Annotated in this window: 15 protein-coding genes; 6 read left to right on the top strand and 9 right to left on the bottom strand. The window is 62.3% G+C overall.

What is annotated here, in order from left to right:
* Positions 1-176: 176 nt before the first annotated feature.
* Positions 177-377, top strand: coding sequence for a cold-shock protein (locus N008_RS12120; RefSeq protein ID WP_044016307.1), 201 nt, complete (start codon positions 177-179; stop codon positions 375-377).
* Positions 378-679: 302 nt separating this feature from the next.
* Here N008_RS12120 and N008_RS12115 read toward each other — a convergent pair whose 3' ends face one another.
* Together N008_RS12115 and N008_RS12110 are read right to left on the bottom strand one after the other, a co-directional pair.
* Positions 680-1168, bottom strand: coding sequence for a gliding motility lipoprotein GldH (locus tag N008_RS12115; RefSeq protein ID WP_044016304.1), 489 nt, complete (start codon positions 1166-1168; stop codon positions 680-682).
* A gap of 18 nt (positions 1169-1186) precedes the next feature.
* Positions 1187-2929, bottom strand: a complete 1743-nt coding sequence (locus N008_RS12110; protein WP_231569697.1) for a stage 0 sporulation family protein — start codon at positions 2927-2929, stop codon at positions 1187-1189.
* A 334-nt stretch (positions 2930-3263) separates the two neighbouring features.
* On the opposite strand from N008_RS12110, the gene N008_RS12105 reads away from it, so the two are divergent.
* A complete protein-coding gene (locus N008_RS12105) occupies positions 3264-4070 on the top strand; it encodes a M57 family metalloprotease (protein WP_044016301.1) in 807 nt (268 codons plus the stop codon).
* A gap of 399 nt (positions 4071-4469) precedes the next feature.
* Here the strand turns inward: N008_RS12105 and N008_RS12100 are convergent, their stop codons facing one another.
* From N008_RS12100 to N008_RS12080, 5 genes are all read right to left on the bottom strand, one after another.
* Entirely contained in the window at positions 4470-7052 is a 2583-nt protein-coding gene (locus N008_RS12100) for a S8 family serine peptidase (protein WP_044016298.1), read from the bottom strand.
* A 243-nt stretch (positions 7053-7295) separates the two neighbouring features.
* A complete protein-coding gene (locus N008_RS12095) occupies positions 7296-8459 on the bottom strand; it encodes a zinc-dependent alcohol dehydrogenase (RefSeq protein ID WP_044016297.1) in 1164 nt (387 codons plus the stop codon).
* Positions 8460-8592: 133 nt separating this feature from the next.
* Entirely contained in the window at positions 8593-9492 is a 900-nt protein-coding gene (locus tag N008_RS12090) for a hypothetical protein (RefSeq protein WP_052381482.1), read from the bottom strand.
* A gap of 46 nt (positions 9493-9538) precedes the next feature.
* A complete protein-coding gene (locus N008_RS12085; RefSeq protein ID WP_052381481.1) occupies positions 9539-10333 on the bottom strand; it encodes a UDP-2,3-diacylglucosamine diphosphatase in 795 nt (264 codons plus the stop codon).
* A complete protein-coding gene (locus tag N008_RS12080) occupies positions 10299-10964 on the bottom strand; it encodes a lactate utilization protein C (RefSeq protein WP_044016294.1) in 666 nt (221 codons plus the stop codon). The genes N008_RS12085 and N008_RS12080 overlap by 35 nt, the downstream gene beginning before the upstream one ends.
* Before the next feature lie 410 nt (positions 10965-11374).
* On the opposite strand from N008_RS12080, the gene N008_RS12075 reads away from it, so the two are divergent.
* Positions 11375-12715: a tetratricopeptide repeat protein gene (locus N008_RS12075; RefSeq protein ID WP_052381480.1), complete on the top strand. Its 1341-nt coding sequence runs from the start codon at positions 11375-11377 to the stop codon at positions 12713-12715.
* 220 nt (positions 12716-12935) lie between these two features.
* On the opposite strand, the gene ftsH is transcribed toward N008_RS12075, so the two are convergent.
* Complete coding sequence (gene ftsH, locus N008_RS12070) at positions 12936-15056, bottom strand: ATP-dependent zinc metalloprotease FtsH (protein ID WP_044016292.1); 2121 nt, start codon at positions 15054-15056, stop codon at positions 12936-12938.
* A 90-nt stretch (positions 15057-15146) separates the two neighbouring features.
* Positions 15147-15536: a ribosome silencing factor gene (gene rsfS / locus N008_RS12065; RefSeq protein WP_044016290.1), complete on the bottom strand. Its 390-nt coding sequence runs from the start codon at positions 15534-15536 to the stop codon at positions 15147-15149.
* Positions 15537-15578: 42 nt separating this feature from the next.
* On the opposite strand from rsfS, the gene N008_RS12060 reads away from it, so the two are divergent.
* The 3 genes from N008_RS12060 (at position 15579) to N008_RS12050 (ending at position 20500) form a co-directional block, all read left to right on the top strand.
* The gene (locus tag N008_RS12060; RefSeq protein ID WP_044018681.1) at positions 15579-16343 is read left to right on the top strand and encodes a biotin--[acetyl-CoA-carboxylase] ligase; all 765 of its coding nucleotides are present in this window, start codon (positions 15579-15581) and stop codon (positions 16341-16343) included.
* Between the two features lie 291 nt (positions 16344-16634).
* Positions 16635-17285, top strand: coding sequence for a T9SS type A sorting domain-containing protein (locus tag N008_RS21640; protein ID WP_081910769.1), 651 nt, complete (start codon positions 16635-16637; stop codon positions 17283-17285).
* Between the two features lie 215 nt (positions 17286-17500).
* Positions 17501-20500 (top strand): DUF2723 domain-containing protein, encoded by a 3000-nt coding sequence (locus tag N008_RS12050; RefSeq protein ID WP_044016288.1) that lies wholly within the window; start codon positions 17501-17503, stop codon positions 20498-20500.
* Positions 20501-20599 lie beyond the last annotated feature (99 nt).

Raw genomic sequence — 20599 nt, 5'->3', positions numbered from 1 at the left:
TTCGTGCTGACTGGCAAGCCCCCGGTCGCCTGGGCCAGCCGCCTTACGCCGGGCCGCCAGCGGCAGCAGCGGGGAGGGCGCACCCGGCGCCACTGTCCCTTCGTGCCCGATTATTCGAAATAGCTATTAGATTTACCGGCGTCTTTTCCACACTTCCACTACAAGCAGGTTCTTCTATGAAAACAGGCAAAGTGAAGTTCTTCAACGAATCGAAGGGCTTCGGTTTTATCATCCAGGACGAAAACGAGCAGGATATTTTCGTGCACCAAACGGGTCTGATTCACGAAATCCGTGAAAACGACCGGGTTTCCTTTGAGGTAATTGAAGGTAAGAAAGGCCTCAATGCCGTGAAAGTAGAGCGTATTGCCGCCGTGTAATACCGTCTTCCGTTGGCTATCTGCAAAAGCTCCGGCCTCAGGGTCGGAGCTTCTTGTTTTACTACCTAGCGTCACGCAGAGCATTGGCCTCAGTGGCGCCGGGGCAGTAGCGCGAACTTTGTAGTTCGCGCCCCAGAACGACAATCGCCCGGACGGCGCGGGGCCGCGAACTACAAAGCTCGCGCTACTGCCCCGGCATAACAGCAGGTAATAAGGCTACGCCCTGCCGCATAAAAAAGGCCGCCGCACCAACTCCTATAGAGTGTAAGTGCGGCGGCCTTTTTTTTATTGGGGGGGGGCAGCTACGGCTTGCGCGCAACTGCCTGCGCCACCCGCACCCCTACAGCCATCAGACCAGGCAGCTGGTCTTGGCGCATGTACTGCTCCAGCACCAGCTTGTAGGTGCCCGTCTGCCGGAACCGCTGGTTGGGCAGGGCCAGAAACTGGTGGTCGTAGATGTCGCCGGTGCCGCGGCCGCGGGGCTCGCCGGTTTGCGGGTCCATGAGCAGCATCTGGTGCAGCAGCTGCGACACGGGCTTGCCGTCGGGGGCCGTGAGCGTATGCTTCAGGTACAGGTTGTAGTAGCCGTAGGCGGAGGCATTGCGCACGTTGAAGTACACGTCGTACCGCTGGGTGGTGTCGGCAATGTCGAACGTGAAAGCCGGCTTCTGCCGCACCGACCAGGTGTAGCCTTCAAAATCGACGTTCTTTTCATAGAGCTGGCTTTGGTCGCAGGCCGTCAGACCCGATACCAAAGCCAACAAGGGCAGCAAACGAAATAGCTTGAGCATAGACATCAACAACTGACTCTAGGAAGCGCTGGGCGGAGTAGCGGCCGGGCCTCGGTTTTCGCCGCGGTTACCGCCTTCACCCCGGCGGCCGCCGCGGCGGCCGCGGCCACCTTCGCGGCCTTCGCGGGCGGGCCGCTCGGGGCTGCCTGCGCTGCCTTCGGGCGGAGTTGGGCGGGTGCTGGCATCACCGGAGGCCGGAGTGCCCGAGTTGCCCCGGCCACCGCGCCGCTCACTGCCGCTCCGGCCCTGGCGGGGCTCGGCGGCACTGCCGTCGGCATTGCGGCGGCTTTCACGGCCCTCGCGGCCTTCGCCACGGCTGGCGTCGTCGCGGGGGCTGCCTTCGGCGCTGTTGCCGCCACGGTTGCGGTTGTTGCGGCGGTTTAGAGGGCGGGCAGCTGCCCCGCGCGGCCGGCGCGTTTCTTCGGCGGCGCCTTCAGCTGCGGGCGTGGCGGCAGGGCCGTCGGCATCGGAAGAGGCTGGCACGGCCGTGGCGGCCGGGCGCGGCCGGCCGCTGCCGCGTGGGGCGGCGGCTGGGCGCTCCTCGGCAGGTGCCTCGGAGCGGCCTTTCTTCTTGGTGCGCTTCAGGCGCTTGCCCGCTTTGATCTTGTCATCGAGGCGCTCCAATGAGCCTTCCACGATGGCCGTCACGTCGGGCGCCTTTTCTTCTTCGCGCAGGGCTACCAGCAGCGTATCCACCACTTCGCCGCGCTTGTTCATGTCCTGCACCTCGCGCACCCGGTCAGTGGTCAGCACCACCCAGTTGTTGTCGCCGCGCACGGCAAACCACATTTTACGGCGGAAGATGTCGGTTTTCTGCAGCACGTACTCGCCCTTGCTGGTGATGAGCGGGCGCTGCACCTGCGGGATGTCCTTGAGGGCGTCGAGGTAGGTGTCGAGCTCGTAGTTGAGGCAGCACTTAAGGCGGCCGCATTGGCCCGAGAGCTTGGCCGGGTTGAGGCTCAGGTTCTGGTAGCGGGCCGCGGTGGTGCTCACGCTCTTAAAGTCGGTGAGCCAGGTAGAGCAGCACAGCTCGCGCCCGCACACCCCGATACCGCCCAGGCGGCCGGCCTCGTGGCGCAACGAAATCTGGCGCATCTCCACGCGCACCCGAAACTCGTCGGCGAGGCGCTTGATCAGGTCGCGGAAGTCCACCCGGTCTTCGGCCGAGTAGAAGAACGTAGCGCGGGTGCGGTCGGCCTGATACTCCACGTCGGAGAGCTTCATTTTCAGGCGCAGCTCGTCTACCACGGTGCGGGCCCGGAACATGGTGCCGGTTTCCAGGTCGCGCACGGCGTTCCAGCGCTCCACGTCCTGCTCGGTAGCCACCCGCAGAATGTTGCGGATGTCCTTGGAGTCGGTGGGCACCTTCTTCTTTTTCATCTGCAGGCGCACCAGCTCGCCCTTGAGCGAGACGTGGCCCAGATGCCAGCCGCTGCCGCCGGCCTCAATCACCACGGCGTCGCCGGTGATGAGGGGCAGATGGCTGGCGTTGCGGTAGAAGTCCTTTCGGCCGCCTTTAAAGCGGATTTCGACCAGGTCGAAGCCCTTGAAGTCACTGGGGGTATCTAAATCCTGGAGCCAGTCGAAGACATTGAGACGCGTACAGCCGCTGCTACAGCTGCCTTTCGAGCCGCAGCCCGAGGCAGAATTGGTAGAGCAGCCTCCACCGGATGAGCCGGATGAGCAAGTAGAACAGGCCACTGGTGAGGTATCTATATAGTGAAGCGGCGCGGTGCGCCGCGAAAAATCGGTTTCAGACAAAGATACAGAAAACAGCTACGGATGGCCGTGCCTGGTGTGAGGCCCACCACGCCGGCCTCCGCCAGGCCTCACATCGATAGGGCAAAACCAATGAGACGGCACGGTATGCAGAGTAGTCAGAATAATGAAATACTTATTCCGCCTCAATATTTATCATTCCTTCAGCAACGCACGGAAAGCCAGCTTTTTGGGATATCACAGAAAGAATAATAAAAAGGCCCTATGTGTATAATTCTGTCAATCATATCAAACATATTTTGTGATATCATCAATAAGTTCGTAAGTTTTCAGCGCAATTCGTTCTTTCACTCCCACAACCAACTAAACCATTTCCATGAAAGCACCCCGTTTACTGACTCCTTTGGCCCTGATGATCGGCGCCGCCATGTCTCTTTCCTCTTGCGAAAAGAAACAGGAAGTACTTGCCAAAAATGAATTATCCGAAGAAACTATCGGCCAGATTCGGGCCCTCGGCTTTGGTACTTCGGATGCCCGCAAAGTGGAAGACGGCGTAGTGGTGGAAGGCGACATTCTGCTGACCAACGAAATGCTGGCCAGCAAGCCAGAGAGCCAGTTTATGCGCGTGGGCGAAGACGAGCAGTACCGCACCACCAACCTGGTGACCGGCCTGCCCCGCACCCTCACCGTGAAGCTGGAAGGCTCTTTCCCTTCGGCTTATGTGTCGGCGGCTGACGAAGCCATCCGTCGCTACAACGCCAGAAACCTGCGTCTTCGTTTCGTACGCATCACCTCGGGCACGGCCAACCTGCCAATTACGTCGGCCTACCTGGGTGCCGGTGTATTGGGTCAGTCGGGTGGCTTCCCCTCGGGTGGCAACCCTGCGCCTGGCTTCAAACTGTCGCCTACGGCCATCAACAGCACCAACGTGAACTACATCGCCACCATCATGGCGCACGAAATCGGGCACGCCATCGGCTTCCGCCACACCGACTACATGAACCGTGCTTACAGCTGCGGTGGTACGGCTGTGAACGAAGGCGCCAGCACGGTAGGTGCTGTCTACATCCCCGGCACCCCTTCGGGCCCCGATCCAAGCTCGTGGATGCTGGCCTGCGTAGGCAACGGCGTAAACCGTCCGTTCAATGCGAACGACGTAACTGCCCTCAACTACGTGTACTAAGCGCTAATTCAGGCATAGCCTGACCTAAAACGGCCCCGGTTCTACCAAGAACCGGGGCCGTTTTTTGTGGGACACACGCGGCGCACACTGGCCGCCCCGCTGCCTGCCCTCACCGCGTGCCACCGCCCTTTGGCCAGCCCTTCTGGGTGCAGCCCTCCCGGCGGCGCACATGCCGCCGGTGGCGCCGGGTACCAGCAAAGCCCACGCCGCGCTCCGAAAAAAAGGCCGGATATCGGCGCCGGGGCTACGCAGCCCTGGCGCCGATATCCGGCCTGCATTCGTTTATAGGTGGCCATGCCCGGGTGCCACTACGCGGCTTGTGCGCGCCCCGGGCCCAACGCATGGCGAAGTAGCCCGGAGCCCGGCAGGGGCGTTGGCTGGGGCGCTTCGGCGGCCGGCTTACAGCACCACAATGCGGCGCGTGACCTCGCGGCCGCCTAGGGCGCCGATGCGCAGCAGGAACGTGCCCGGCTCCAGGCCCCGGGTGTCGAGAGTCTGCTGGGCGGTGTTTTCGGTGGTCAGGTCGAGGCGCAGGCGGCCGGTCAGGTCGAACAGCCGGATGCGTAGGGCCTGGTCGCGGGGCCCGACGATGGTGAGGGGCTCGCCGGCCGTCACCGGCACCGGATACACCAGCACATCGGCCGGGGCGCGCAGGAAGAAGGCGGCTTCCACCGCGCTGTAGTACACGCGGCCGTTGTCGAGCTCCAGCCGGGCCCGGTACTCGGCGCGCCCGGGCGCGGGGTTGGGGTCGGTCAGGAGCAGGGTTAGGCCAGGCACGGGGCTGACGGTTTGCACCGGCCCGAAGCTGCCATCGGAGGCGCGGCGCTCCAGGGCCACCTGCCGCAGCTGGTAGGTGCTGCTCAGCAGCAGCCGGAAACGCACGGTGTCGGCTACGGGCTGCACTGGCAGAAACGAGCGGATATAGCAGCCGTTATTGGCGGGCCCGGCATCCACGGTCAGGCTTTGCTCGCGCAGCCGGCCGCCAACGCGGGGCGCCACGGCGAAGTAGCGGGCGGCGGCATCGGCGGGCAGCAGGGTCAGGGTAGTATCTGTGAGCAGGCGGAAGGGCTCGAGGTGGGTGGCGCCGAGGCGGTACAGCTGGTACTGGGTGGCGCCGGGCACGCGGCTCCAGGCCAGCCGGGTTTCCTCGGGGCAGCTGTAGAGCACCTGCAGAGTTGGAGGCGCGGCCACAAAAAACGTATCCGACGCCACCGTTTCTGAGCCCGACTGCAGCCGCAGCCGGCCCAGCGTGGGCGTGGCGGGGGTGGTCCAGCGCAGCGTCTGCGGGGCCAGATCTGTGTTACTCACCAAACTCCAGGCGGTCTGGCCCACCGGCTGAAACTCCAGCCGGGCGGTAGTGGCCGGGCCGGCCCACTGCCAGCGCAGCAGCGCCGCCTCCGCCGCCCGCAGGTTGCGGGCCGAAGTCGGGTGCACCCACGTCAGCCCCGATTCCAGCTCGAAGGCCAGGCTGTAGGCCTGGGGGCCCTGCGCTAGCTGGTAGCCCCGCACGCGCAGCTCGTAGGTGCCGGCGGCGGGCAGGTCGAGGGTGATTTGCTCGGCGTTGTCGCGGTGGTTGGGGCGGCGGCGGGCGGGGCGGGCCAGCGAATCGGGGTGCGGATAGGCGCTCAGCGTCCAGGGCAGCCAGCGCTGGCCGTCAGTGGGGCGCACCAGGGTCAGATCCAGGTCGTTGAGCAGCGGGGTGGCGGCGTTGGCAGCGGCAGCGGGGTCGGTCCAGCACAGGGTGGCCTTGAGCCGGTGCACGCCGGCCGGCACCGTCAGCGTGAACACCTGCTCCTGCCCGGCCGCTACACTGCCGCCCCGAAACCGGCCGTCGAGCATGGTCTGCACGGCGCCCAAGGCATCTACCTGGCCGTAGCCGGCCACAAAATCGACGTTGGGCCGGCCGGTGTCATCGGCCGTGTTCAGCAGCACGGCCCGCAGCAGCGCCGCCGAGGGCAACGCGCCGCTGCGCTGCCGATGCGCGTGCTGGGCCAGCAAGCTCACGCCCGACACCAGCGCCGCCGCATCGGAGCTGCCGCCCTCGCCGAAGGCCACCAATTCGGGCTTCACGCGGCCGTCGGCGGCGGGGCCGCGGGAGCTGAGCGGGGCCACCTGGCCCAAGGCATCGGTAGCGCCCACGCTCAGGGTGTTTTTGGCGTTTTTGAACTCCCCGGTGAGGTTGGCGGTGGCCGCCAGCCCGGCGTAGGGGCCGGCCGGCGCGGGCCGGTTGCCGGAGTTGCCGGCCGAGAATACGTGCAGCAGCGTCGGATACTGCGCGGCCTGCTCGTCGTAGGCGCGGGCCTCCTGGCCGTAGAAGTTCTCCACGCTCACCCCGTAGGAATGGTTCTGCACCGACACGCCCTGCGCCGCCAGGCCGGGGCCGTCGTCGGGCAGCAGGTTGGCGTAGCTGGACTGGGCAATGCGGGCCTGCCAGGCGGCGCCTTTGCCATTGGGGCTGGAGTTGCCGCCGCCCGCAATCAGGGTGGCCATGGTGGTGGCGTGCGAGTTCAGCAGCGCGGCCTGCGGATCAGGGTTTACGAGGCGGCCCCGGAAGTCGAGGTCGTTGAGGTCGAGGGGGGCTTCCTTCACCGAAACCGTGAGGCCCTGCCCGGTAAGCTGGGGGTAGCGGGCGTGCACGGCCGTGACCTTATTGGCCGTGAAGTCGGTTCCGTTGACCAGCCGCTCGGGCCGGGCCTCCCGGTCAGCGGCCTGCACGAAGCTCACCCAAGGGCAGGCGGCCAGCGCGGGAGCAGCCACGCCGCGCACGCGCAGCAGCCGGGGCTGGCGCGGCTCGGGCTGCACGGTGGCGGCCGGGTACGTGCGCGCCAGCCACTCCCAGAACGCAGCAGCATCGGTTACGCTCACGCGCAGCAGGCGCGGGGCGCGGGCTTCGGCGAGGCCGGGCGCCAGCCGGCCTTCGGGCCGGTTTTGCTGCTGGGCCTGCCCGGTGCTCAGGCCTGCTCCGGCCGCCAGTATTCCCATGAATAAACGGAACCTGATTCGGCGGAAAAGAGCAGCAGACATGACGGAGAAATGGTTGTGGCAGAGCAAACAGGACGGTAAAGAACAACCAGCGTCGTTCTATCCAAATGTAGGCAGAAATCTGCCAGTCCGGCTGGTGTAACAGCACACCAAAACCGTCGGTTCAACGGCCGGTTAGCTCAAAAAAAGAGCCTACCAGCGGGGTAGGCTCTTTTGCAGAAGCGGCAACCAGCTATGCCAGTCCTAGGGCTTCAGCACCACTTTGGTGCAGTTGTCTTTCTTGTTGCGGAAGATGTCGTAGCCGTGGGCGGCTTCCGACAGCGGCAGGCGGTGCGAGATAATGTCGTCGAGCACCACTTTGCCTTCTATCACATACTGCAGCAGCTTGTCGATATGCTTCTGGGCGGGAGCCTGGCCGCCGCGCAGGGTGATGCCTTTGTCGAAAAACTGGCCGATGGGGAAATTGTCGAACGGCGTGGCGTACACGCCCAGCACCGTCACGATGCCGCCCCGGCGCACGGCGCTCATACAGGCCTCCAGTACTTTGGGAGAGCCTTTTTCGAGGTTGAGCACGGCCTTGGCGCGGTCCAGCAGGTCACGGTCAGGCTCGAAGCCTACGCATTCCACGCACACGTCGGCGCCACGTCCCTCGCTCATGGCCCGGATCTGCTCGATGACGTCTTTGGCGTTGTCCCAGAGGATGGTTTCGGCCTGGGCCGACTTCTTCGCTAGGTCCAGCCGGTACTGCTGGGTATCGACGATGACGACCCGGCCGGCCCCACGCAGCCATGCCGACTTGGCAGCCATGATGCCCACTGGCCCGGCTCCGAAAATGGCCACGAACTCGCCGCCCTTCACGTCGGCCCAGTCGATGCCCGAGTACCCCGTTGGGAAGATATCCGTCAGGAACAGCGCCTGCTCGTCGGTCAGTGAATCGGGAATGACGCGGGGACCAAAGTCGGCGTAGGGCACACGCACATACTCGGCCTGGCCGCCGTTGTAGCCGCCGTAGAGGTCGGTGTAGCCGAACAGGGCGCCGCCTTTTTCGGTTAGCAGTCCGCCTTCGGGGCCGTAGTGGTCGGGGTTGGAGTTCTCGCAGTGTCCGGGCAGCTCGTGGTTGCAGAAGTAGCAGGTACCGCAGGCAATCGGGAACGGCACTACCACCCGGTCGCCCACTTTCAGCTTGCCACCGACGCCTTTGCCAACCTCCTCTACAATTCCCATGAACTCGTGCCCCAGCACCATGGGCCGGGGCTGCGGAATGCTCCCGTTGTAGATGTGCAGATCGGACCCACAGATAGCCGTACTGGTTACCCGAATAATGGCGTCGCGGGCGTCTTCAATCTTCGGATCATCCACGGTGTCTACGCGGACATCCCTCATTCCATGATACACGAGAGCTTTCATAAGCAGCGAAATAGAAAGGAAGAAAAGATAAGAGCCACGCATCCAACGCAGCCACTCTTTCTTCCTAACGGCCTACTTCTGCCAGAGTTATTGCCCAGCTTCGCCAACGAAAGCTGCTTTCCCGCTGCTCACCCTATAACTTATATACCTGCAGGCCTGCCTTCGTGAACAGATAAGCGTAGTTCTCGCCCAGCAGCACCTGGCGCACTTCTGCGGCCGGCACGCCAGTGGGCAGGGGCACCGTACGCTGCGCCAGCGTATAGAGCTGCAAGAGCTGCACGGCGCCATCGGCCAGGAAATACAGCTCATCGGCGCGGAAACCTATCGTGCTGAGGCCCGCAAACGGCAGCTTTTTGCGGTAGTTCCCCAGGTTGTCGAACACGTAAATGCCGTTCACCCGGTCTACCAGGTAGAGGTTGTTCTGGTACTCGCGCAGAAACCGGAAATCGGGCCGGGAGCGGCCAATCAGCAGGTCGAGCGGCGTGGACACGGTGAAGCGCCGGGTGGCGGCATCAAACTGCCGCAGCGTCAGGTCCGACTCGTTGAGCAGCCAGAGCCGGTCATCAGGCGCCAGGGTAGCGGCCCGGGCGGTGCCGTCGAGCAGGTCGAGCAGGTTGAACTCGCCCAGCGGTGCCGCAAAACGGTCGAGCAGCAGCAGCTGCTGGCGGTCGTCGTAAAAAACCAGAATCTTGGTGGTGTTCCAGGCTTCGAGCTGCGCCACGTGCCCAGGCTGGGGCGCCGAATACACGTTCAGGGCCTGCCCGTCGGGGCCGTACTGGTGGATGTTGTCGCGCGAGTCGGCCACGTAAAGGTTGCCGCGCCGGTCCAGCGACGCCACGCCGGGCTGGGGCAGCGCAACAGTGCGCACCAGCTGCCAGGTGCTGCCGGGCGTGGCGGCCGGGCGCGGCGCCCCGGCCGGGGCAGCGGCAGCCGGCGCGGGCTTGCCGGGCGGCGCCACCGAGGCCGGCGTGGGCGCCGTGGTTTGGGCAGCAGCAAGCCCGCACTGCGTAGCCAGCAGGCCGGAAAGCATCATCTGCCGCAGCCACTTGCGTGGCTCATTACGCGCAGGCAGCGCTAAATCAGGCCTTCTCGAAATGCTGCAGTGCCAGGTCCGTACCATCATAGACGCCATAGGAGCAATAATTGACCCACTCGCCGAGGTTGACGTAGCGGCTGCCGGCGGCTACCGATACGTCGAGCGGCAGATGGCGGTGGCCGAACACGTAATAGTCGTGGTGGAAACGCTTTTCCAGCTCCCGGCAATATATCAGCAGCCACTCGTCCTCGCCGAAATACTGCGCATCAGCGGCGGCGTTCTGAATGCGGCTGCGGCGGCTCCAGCGGTTGGCAATGCCGATACCCAGGTTGGGGTGTAGCCGCGCAAACAGCCACTGCGACATCGGCGAGGCAAACACGCGCTTCAGCATCTTATAGGTGTAGTCCTTGGGGCCCAGGCCGTCGCCGTGGCCGATGTGGAACTCGCGCCCGCCAATCTGCTGGCTCACCGGGTGCCGCAGAATCGGGATGCCCAGCTCCTTGGTGAAGTAGTCGAACATCCACATATCGTGGTTGCCGGTGAAGAAGATGATAGGCAGGCCGGTGTCGGTTAGCTCGGCTAGTTTACCCTGCAGCCGGATAAAGCCCCGCGGAATGGCATGCCGGTACTCAAACCAGAAGTCGAAGATGTCGCCGAGCAGGTAGATGGCGGCGGCGTCTTTAGCGGCCTCGTCCAGCCAGCGCACAATGCGTCGCTCCCGGGCCAGCGAGCTGGCGGCATCGGGGGCACCCAAATGGAAATCGGAAGCGAAATAGATGCGGCGGCCGGGCGGCAGCGCCAGATCAGGCAGGCGGGGTGGCGGGGTCGGTTTCGTCATCCAGCAAAAACAGGGCGAGGCTGCGCGGGCCGTGGGCACCGAGCACAAGGGTCTTTTCAATGTCGGCCGTGCGGCTGGGGCCGGTCGTGAGCGAAATCATCGACGGCAGATGGTCGGGGCCGTAGTGGGTTTGCAGGCGCTGCAGCGCGTCGCCGATGTCGGCCACTACCTGCGAGGTGCGGGCAAACACCAAGTGCTGATCGGGGTAGATACTGAGGCGGCGGCCGCTGCCTGTGGCGGCGCTCACCAGCACGCTGCCGGTGCGGGCCACCAAGGCCTCACAGGTGGTCAGGCCGGCATCGGCGTGAGCCAGAAAGTCGGTTTCGTCTTGCCGGAACACGAGGCCGCCCGCGTGCAGCAGCTTCTTCAACTCCGGCTCCCACACGTAGAGGTTATCGAGCTCTTTTTCCTTCTTGTAGGCAAAAAGCTGGTCGTAGAAGTGTTCTTCCGACTCGCAGAAATATAGCTGCCCGCCCACACGTACGAAGCTCTCGGCAAAGGCCACAGCCAGGTCGTCGGCCGCCGCCGGGTGGAGCGGAGCCGTGAAGTCGGGCGCGGGCTTGGGCGGCGTAGGCTGCCGGAGCGCTTCGCGGATGCGGCGCAGAACAATATCGCGGGACGATTCGGGCATAGCCCAAAGATAGCAGGCCCGCCCGGACCTGCAGCTTTGCCGGCATTTTTGCGGACTTCGCACTGCCCAAAACGGCCTGATTATCTGGCCCATTTTGGGAAGTGCGAAGCCCGCAAAAACGCCGGCTAAAACAGCAGATCCGGTGCTGGCCGACAAATTCAGGGTATTGGAATAGTATCAGATAGGGTTTCAGCGACATTTTGCTGTATGGCCCTGATATTCTGGCCGGTCTCATTTTCATGTCGCTGAATTATATCCTATATTTCTTAACGCTTAGAACACCTAAAATCAGCCAAATAGACTTAATTTTGCCTTTCACCGACTCTGTCTATGGATAAAAATTACTATTTTATACAGGTATTGTCTAGTATCACAACTTCCGCACGCTCGTGGCGGGGGCGGGGCTGCTAATGGCTTTCATCCTACTGAGCCTGCGCACCTTTGGTCAGACGCCGGATAGTGCGCTGGTAGATGGTATGCGCAATATCTCGCTGGAAAATATCGACGTGGCACCGGCCGCCGTCGATACCAAAGGCTGGCTGCTGCTCGACAAGGATATTCAGACTGAACTGGACGGGGCGGTTACCAATCTCTACAACTCCAAGCACGACCAAGCCGAGAAGCAGTTTCGCTCGTTGCGCCGCCGCTACCCACAGCATCCGATGCCCTATTTCCTGATGGGGCTGAGCGCGTGGTGGAAGATCATGCCCAGCAACGCCACCAACCCGCTGCACGACAAGATTTTCTTTGCGTACATGGATACTGCCATCACCAAGGGGGAGCGGCTGTATGAACTTGACAAGAAGAACTACGAGGCCTGCTTTTTCCTGGCTGCCGCTTACGGCTTCGATGCCCGCCTGAACGCCGAGCGCCACAACCTGCGCAAGGCCACCGTCAGCAGCAAGCGCGCCCTCGATTATCTGGAGCGCAGCAAGGAAGCCAACGGCCTGAGCCCGGAGTTCCTGTTGGGCCAGGGTATGTTCAACTATTATGCTGCCTGGATTTCCGAGGAGCATCCGTGGCTGCGGCCGATTCTGCTGCTGTTTCCCAAGGGCAACCGCCAGCTGGGCCTTCAGCAGATTCGCAGTGTGGCGGCCAACGGCTTTTACACTGGCCCTGAGGCGCGGTTTTTCCTGCTGAAAATCCTGAGCAGCGAGCGGGAAAATAACCCCGCTGCCGCGCTACAAGTAGCCCGTCAGCTCAACACCGCCTATCCCGACAATGGCTACTTCGAGCGGTGCTACGCCATGCTCAGCTTCAACAATGGCGAGTTCCGCAAGTGTGAGCAAATCAGCCTCGACATTCTGGACAAGCTCAACCGCGGTATGCCCGGCTATGAGGGCTTCGGCGGCCGCTACGCTACCTATTATCTGGGCTGGCTGAACCGCAACAAATACAAGAACAACACTAAGGCAAAGGAGTATTTCCAGCGCTGTATTGTCTTCTCAGAAGTAACCGACCAGATGGGCCCGGGCTATTACGTGCATGCCAACTACAACCTTGCCCGCATTGCCGACGAAGAGCACAACGTCGCCGCCGCACGCCGCTACTATCAGGTGGTGATGGATAAAGCCGAGCGCAAATCCGACATCTACACCGAAGCACGCGACTACCTGAAAAACCGCCGCAACCTGAAAGCCGATTCCGGCACGCGCCAGAACACCGAATACTCGGCCGGCTTCAAGCGCCAGCCGAAGGCCAACGCCAGGCCGCAGGCGTCGCAGGAAGGCAAAGGAAAGGCCCGGCAGTAGCGCCGGTTACAGGCTCATAACGCAAAGCCTCTGCTTAGCACTTAGCCAGATAAGCAGCGCCAAGCCTCATCTAGCAACCATACCTGATACGACGACACAAAGCAGAACCTTCGTCTACCGCACAGGCGGCAGACAAACGATCTAGTTTCAGCACAGTTCACAAACAAAGAAGCCAGCCCCTCAGGGCTGGCTTCTTTGTTTGTAGGAACAGCGTTCCGGCTTACATGGGCGTCACGGCCGAACCGCTAGGTTCGGAAGTAGCGCCGGTTGAACCGGGGCGGTCGGCGTCGACGCCGGGCAGGTTAAGGTCGGGCAAGTCGTTGCTGAGAGGCACGCCAGGGTGCTCCTGCTTCCGCTCGCTCAGGGTTTCCGAGCGGTCGGTGCCGGCCATGTGGGCCTGGTAGTTGGTTTGCACGCCGTGCGGGCGTTTGCCCACGAGGCGCTCCAAATCATCCTGCAGCAGCACTTCCTTCTCCAGCAGCTCCTTGGCCACCACTTCCAGCTCGTGCCGACGCTCGGTCAGCAGTTCCTTGGTACGGATGTAGGCGTTTTCGATGATGGTGCGCACTTCCTCGTCAATCATCTGCGAAGTAGCCTCCGAATACGGCTTCGAAAAACCGTACTCATTTTGCCCCTTCGAGTCATAGAAGGAAATGTTGCCCAGCTTGGCGTTCATGCCATACATCGTCACGATGCTGTAGGCCATCTTGGTGATGCGCTCCAGATCAGACAGCGCACCAGTGGAAATCTTGCCGAACACCAGCTCCTCGGCGGCACGGCCACCCAGGGTCATGCACATTTCGTCGGTGAGCTGCTCGGTGTTGTAGAGGAACTGCTCCCGCGGCAGATACTGCGCGTAGCCCAGCGCCGCCACCCCACGGGGCACGATGCTCACCTTCACCAACGGGTCGGCGTGCTCTAGGAACCAGCCAGCAATGGCGTGGCCGGCTTCGTGGTAGGCCACAATTCGCTTCTCGTCGGGGCTGATGATCTTGTTTTTCTTCTCCAAGCCCCCGATTACGCGGTCAACGGCGTCGGTGAAGTCCTGCATGGTTACCATCTTCTTGTCGCGGCGGGCGGCAATGAGGGCGGCTTCGTTGCAGACGTTGGCAATTTCGGCGCCGGCGAAACCGGGCGTCATGGCCGCCAGCTTGCGGGCTTCCACGTCGGTGCCGAGCGTAATCGGCTTCAGGTGCACCTGGAAAATCTCGGTGCGGCCGTTGATGTCGGGCTTGTCGATGCTGATCTGACGGTCGAAGCGACCGGGACGCAGCAGGGCAGAGTCCAGCGTATCAGGACGGTTGGTGGCGGCCAGGATGATAACCCCGGAGTCGGTGCCAAAGCCGTCCATTTCCACCAGCAGCGAGTTGAGCGTGTTTTCGCGCTCGTCGTTGCCGCCGGGCACGTTGCCGCGGCTACGGCTGCGGCCGATGGCGTCAATCTCATCAATAAAGATGATGCAGGGTGCCTTAGCTTTGGCCTGCTTGAACAGGTCCCGAACCCGGGCCGCGCCCACACCTACGAACATCTCCACGAAGTCGGAGCCCGACAGCGAGAAGAACGGTACGTCTGCTTCGCCGGCTACAGCCTTGGCCAGCAGGGTTTTACCGGTACCAGGAGGGCCTACCAGCAGCGCGCCTTTCGGGATTTTGCCGCCAAGTACGGTGAACTTGCTGGGGTTCTTGAGGAACTCCACAATCTCCTGCACTTCCTCTTTAGCTTCTTCCAGACCGGCCACGTCCTTGAACGTAATTTTCACCTTGTCGCCGCCGTCAAACAGCGCCGCGCGGCTCTTGCCGATGTTGAAGATCTGGCCGCCGGCCCCTGCCCCACCGCTCATGCGGCGCATCAGGAAAAAGAAGCCTACTAAAAGCAGGATGGATAGGCCCCAGGTAGCAATAAAGTCCCCGTAGCCGGTGCGCGTGTCAAAGCTCAGGCCGATGCGCTTGTCCAGCGGCACGTTGGCCTGCAGCTTCTCGAAGTCTTCTTTAAAGGTTTTACCGTCGACCACTTGGAAACCAAACTGCGGGCTGGTATCCAGCGTGAGCGGGCCACGGCGACTGAGCAGCTGGTTGTAGCGACCCGACTTGATGGCTTCGTTGCGCAACGCCACCTCCACCACGCGGCGGTCGGTGAGAAGTTTCACGTCGCGCACATCGCCGGCGGCGTACATCTGCTCGAATTTTTGCTGGTTGATTTCTACCGTGCTGCCGCTCTGGTTGAAAAACAACCAAGCGCACAGAAACAGCACCAACCCCGCCAGCAGCCACAGCTGCATCCCAGGTTTGGGCGCAGGCGTGGGCAGCATTGGCTTTTTCTTTTTGGGCGTGTTATCAGACATGAATAAGGTTAGCTAAAGCACAAAACAAAGGCGGAACACCCCACCCGAACGTTTGTTCCTGGAAGCAGACGCAATCCGCCGGCTTTTACCTTACCGGGCCGGCACCGTCTCTTCCTCTACGTACCGGATTTCGGCATCGCCCCACAACTCTTCCAGCGCGTAAAACTGGCGTCGGTCGCGCAGGAACACGTGCACCACCACGTCCACGTAGTCGAGCAGCACCCACTCACGGTTGGTGCGCCCTTCGGTCTGCCAGGGGCTCTGGCCGGTGAGCTTTTCCACTTCTTCTTCCACCGAGCGCGCAATAGCGTCGATTTGAGTATCGGAGGAAGCCGAGCAGATGATGAAATAATCCGCTACAGCGTTTTTAAGTTCTTTAAGATTGAGCACCACGATGTCGAGCGCCTTCTTTTCCTGCATGCCGCGCACGACTACATCTGCCAACTTGTCCGAATCCTGTCGAACCAGGGTACTTTTCATGGGGTATTATTAGGTTTGAACGTCACAAAGTACGAAAATCAAGTGGAGCCTCTTTCCCCGCATACTCTCTTCACGGGCCGCCAAGTGCATTGGTTGCCCGAATGTGCCTCCACAAACAGCGAAGCACAGCAATTGCTTGGCGAAAACCGCGCCACCGACGGCTGCGTGGTAATTACCGACAAACAGACGGCCGGAAAAGGTCAGCGGGGCAACAGCTGGGAGGCCCAGCCCGGCGAAAACCTGACGCTTTCGGTCATCTGGCGGCCGGCCTTCCTGGCGGCCCAGGACCAGTTCTTGCTCAGCCAGGCCGTGGCGCTGGGCGTGCACGACTGGGCCGGCACGCTGCTGGGCTTCGGGAACGCCCTGCGGGTGAAGTGGCCCAACGACCTGCTGTATGGCAACCAGAAGTTTGGCGGCATCCTGATAGAAAACACGCTCAACGGCACAATGATTCAGCATAGTGTGGTCGGGATTGGGCTGAACGTGAACCAGCAGGAGTTTGGGGTGCCCACGGCTACGTCGCTGGGGCTGCTGACCGGGCGCGCTTATGCCCTGGCGCCGCTGGCCTCGCGGCTGCTGGAGTGCCTGGAGCGGCGCTACCTGCAGTTGCGGGCCGGCCGCATTGCGGCCCTGCGCTACGACTACCTGCACGTGCTGTACCGCTACCAGGAGCCGCATTCCTTTGAAGTGGGCGGCCAGCAAATCACCGGCGAGATTGTGGGCGTCGACGATGCCGGCCGGCTGGCGCTTCGGGTGCAGGACCAGCTCCGGCACTTCGACCTGAAAGAAATCCGGTATTTGCTCTGACAGTTCAGCAGGCCGGGGCGGCACCCGGGAAATGCCCGTATTTTATTGATCATCAGGCAACCCATCCGCGTATTTACCCGAGTAGCCAGGCAGGCGTTAAACCCAACGCAACCGTTTACCTCCAATTGGCATCTGTGCTTTCGGTGCGCGGCCGGCAATTAGGCATGGTGCTTGATTTACGGGCGGCAGCGCTGGCCTCGGCCTCCTGAGGCCTGGCCGTTTTCTTAAGTGCAAAAACACTATATTTGGAATGGCCTGCTGCCAGCTCGCTGTTCCTCAACCCTGAATGTCATGAGAATTTCTACACGTTTTTTTGGGATGGTAAGCTTGCTGCTGGCCTCACTCACGGGCTACGCGGCCACGGTGGTGGTGCAGGTGGGTGGCGCCGACGGCTCCAACGTCTTCTCGCCCCAGAACGTCACCATCCGCCCCGGCGACCAGGTGCGCTGGGAGTGGGTATCGGGCTTCCATCCTTCGGTGGCCGATGACGGCGTGTCGTTTGCCGCTTTCAATGTGGCGGCCAATGCACCGGCCACGCGCGGGCCGTTCACGGCGCTGGGCACCATCACCTACCACTGCCAGCCGCACGCCTTCCAGGCTACGCCGGGCGGGCCGTGGCAGGGCATGATAGGTAGCATCACCGTCAGCAACGCGCCGCTAGCCACGCTCGACTCGAAAGCGGCCGGCGTGGGCCTCAGCCTCTACCCCAACCCCAGCAAGGGCATGGTGATGCTGACAGTGAATCAGAAACCCGGCGCTGAGTACAAGCTGCGCCTGAGCAACATCATCGGGCGGGAAGTGCGCACGTTCACGCTGCGCCCCGAAGCGGCCACCAACGGCATGCCCCTGAACCTCTCCGACCTGCCCGCCGGTATGTACGTGTACAGCCTGTTGCTGCACGACAAGGTGGTGGCCACCAAGCGGCTGGTACTGCAGAACTAACCTGATTCCTTTTGTTCCTTTCCGAAGAAAGCGGCCGACTGCTCCGGCTGCTTTTTTTGTGCGCCTTGCATGCCAGCCGGGCTTTTGGGCGTTTGGACGGGTGCGGCGCGGCCGGATTAATTCTCTACTTTTGGCATTCTCTACTTTCTGCATCACTTTAATCCCATCGGGTCACGCCCGGCGGACGGGGCTTGCCCCGCCCTACCCCAAGACGTATGCGCTCCTACAAAAGCCTGAATGACGTAGTGGGCTGGCTGGTTTTTGCCATTGCCACCCTCACCTATCTGCTCACGCTCGAACCCACGGCCTCGTTCTGGGACTGTGGCGAGTTCATTGCCTGCTCCTACAAGCTGCTGGTGCCGCACCCTCCCGGGGCACCCACGTTCCTGCTGCTGGGCCGCATCTTCTCGCTGTTCTCCTTCGGCGACGTCACCAAGGTGTCGGTGCTGGTGAATGCGCTGTCGGCGCTGAGCAGCTCGTTTACGGTGCTGTTTCTGTTCTGGAGTATCACCATGCTGGCCAAGAAGCTAGTGCTGCACCGCCCGGTAGCGGGCCACACGGTGCCCGGCACGCCCGAGCCCACCCAGGGCCAGACGCTGCTGATTCTGGGCGCCGGCGTAGTTGGTGCGCTGAGCTTCGCCTTCTCCGACTCGTTCTGGTTTAATGCCGTGGAAGGCGAGGTATACGCCATGTCGTCGTTGTGCACGGCGGCGGTGGTGTGGATCATGCTGAAGTGGGAAAACCGCGCCCACGAGGTCGATTCCGACAAATGGCTGATTCTGATTGCCTACGTCATCGGCCTCAGCATCGGGGTCCATCTGCTGAACCTGCTGGCCGTGCCGGCGCTGGCCTTCATCTACTACTACCGCCGCACGCAGAACCCTACCACTATGGGCGGCGTGATTACGCTGGCCGTGAGCCTTGTGATTGTGGGCCTGATTCTGGCCGGCATCATCCCGGGCCTGCCCACGCTGGCCGGCAGCTTCGAGGTGTTCTTCGTGAATATCGCGGGCCTGCCCTTCAACTCGGGCATCATCATTTTCCTGGTGCTGTTCATTGGGTTGCTGTGGTTTGGCTTCCGCTACTCGTTCAGCAAAAAGAGCCGCCTCGTCAACACGGCCATGCTGAGTCTGGTGTTTATCCTGATTGGCTACACCAGCTACCTCATCATCCCGATCCGGAGCAGCTACCACCCAACCATCAACGAAAACAACCCCGAGGATGTGCTCAGCTTCGTGAGCTACCTCAAGCGTGAGCAGTACGGCGACCGGCCCCTGCTCTATGGCCCGCAGTTCAACGCCCGCCCCATCCGCTACGAGGACGGCGCCCCGCGCTACGTGCGTGAAGGCGACAAGTACGTGGTGGCCGAGAAGCGCCAGAACATCGTGTACGACGATGCCGACAAGATGCTGCTGCCGCGCATCTACAGCCCCCAGCCTGAGCACCTCTACAACTACCAGAAATGGGTGGACGTGCGCGAAGGCGTGAAGCCGACCATGGGCCAGAACCTCTCGTTCCTGTTCCGCTACCAGATGGGCCACCAGTTCTGGCGCTACTTCCTCTGGAACTATGTGGGCCGCGAAAGCGACATTCAGCAGTCGGGTGGCCTGTGGCCGTGGAACGCCGGCAAAGCCGGCCTGCCGGAGCGCGTGGCTGAAAGCCCGGCCCGCAACAATTTCTTCGCCATTCCGCTGATTCTGGGTTTGATTGGCCTGTTTTTCCACGCCCGCCGCGACTCGCGCAACGCCTTCATCGTGGGCTTGCTATTCGTGTTCACGGGTCTGGCCATTGTGGTGTACCTCAACCAGCCGCCCATCGAGCCCCGCGAGCGGGACTACACCTTCACGGGTGCTACCTACGCCTTTGCCATCTGGATTGGCCTGAGCGTGCTGGGCATTGCCGAGCTGCTGCGCAAAGTGCTGCAGGCTGATACCGCCCGCGCCATTGCCGCCAGTGCCATCGGTTTGCTGGCCCCGGCCATTCTGGTGGCGCAGGGCTGGAACGACCACGACCGTTCGGACCGCTACAACTCCGTGGATTCGGCCAAAAACCTGCTGAACTCGCTGCAGCCGAACGCCATTGTATTCACCAACGGCGACAACGACACCTTCCCGCTCTGGTACGCCCAGGAGGTGGAAGGCGTGCGCACCGACGTGCGCGTGGCCGTGCTTAGCTACCTCAACACCGACTGGTACATCGAGCAGATGCGCCGCCGCGCCTACGAGTCGCAGCCGCTGCCGATTTCCATGCCGGCCGACCGCTACAAGCAAGGCACCAACGACTACCTGCCCTACGCCGAAAACCCGGCCGTGCAGGAAGTGAACCTCAAGCAGTTTGTGGATTTGGTGAAGCAGAACAGCGACCTGCTGAAGGTATCCTACGGCGAAGGCCAGCCCTCCATGATGTCGTTCCCGACCCGCAAGTTCTACCTCGACGTGGACACGGCGGCGGTGGAAAAGCTGGGCCTGATTCCGGCCGACCGCCGCAAGCAGCTGGTAAGCCGCATGGAGTGGGACATGGGCAAAGGCGCCATCGAGAAGAAAAACCTGGTGATTCTGGACATGCTGGCCACCAACAACTGGAAACGCCCCATCTATTTCTCCAGCACCGTGGCCGGCTCCGATTTCATGAACCTGCAGCCGTACTTCCAGCTCGAAGGCATGGCCTACCGCGTGCTGCCGCTCAAAGACCCCAACTACGAGCCCCGCTCGTCGGATGAGGGCTATGTGAACAAAGACCTCATGTTTGAGAACATGATGAAGAAGTTCGCCTTCCGCAACCTCAACAAGCCCGGCATCTTCTACGACGAAAACAACCTGCGCTTCCCCGCCAACTACCGCGACAAGTTCGCGCGCCTGGCCAACGCCTACCTGGCCGCCGGCGACAAAGCCAAGGCCAAGCAGGTGCTCGACAAAGCCTTCGAGGTGATGCCCGACGCCACGATTCCCTACGACTACTACTCGCCGCAGCTTGTGCCGGCCCTGGTGACCGTGGGCGACCAGGCCCGCGCCCAGGACATCATGGACAAGATGACCGGCCGCGCCCAGGTGGCCCTGGCCTACTACCAGACCCATAACCCGGCCCTGTTCGACATCGAAAGCCAGACCTACCTCATGGGCCTGCAGGGCGTGTACCGCGCCGCCGAGCAGGTGGGCGACCAGGCCCGCGCTACCAAGGCCCTGGAGCTGCTGCAGCAGTATTATCCGCGTCAGTAGCAGCGCCGAAGCACCCCAATTCGCAAAAACGCCAGCCCTGCGGGGCTGGCGTTTTTCGTTTCGGCACGGCATTCGCTGCCCGGGTATTGGTTTATAGTC

Origin of the sequence: Hymenobacter sp. APR13 (assembly GCF_000737515.1) — a bacterium.
Lineage (GTDB): Bacteria > Bacteroidota > Bacteroidia > Cytophagales > Hymenobacteraceae > Hymenobacter.
The sequence above is the reverse complement of the archived record's forward strand: the minus strand, read 5'-3'. Positions and strand labels throughout refer to the sequence as shown.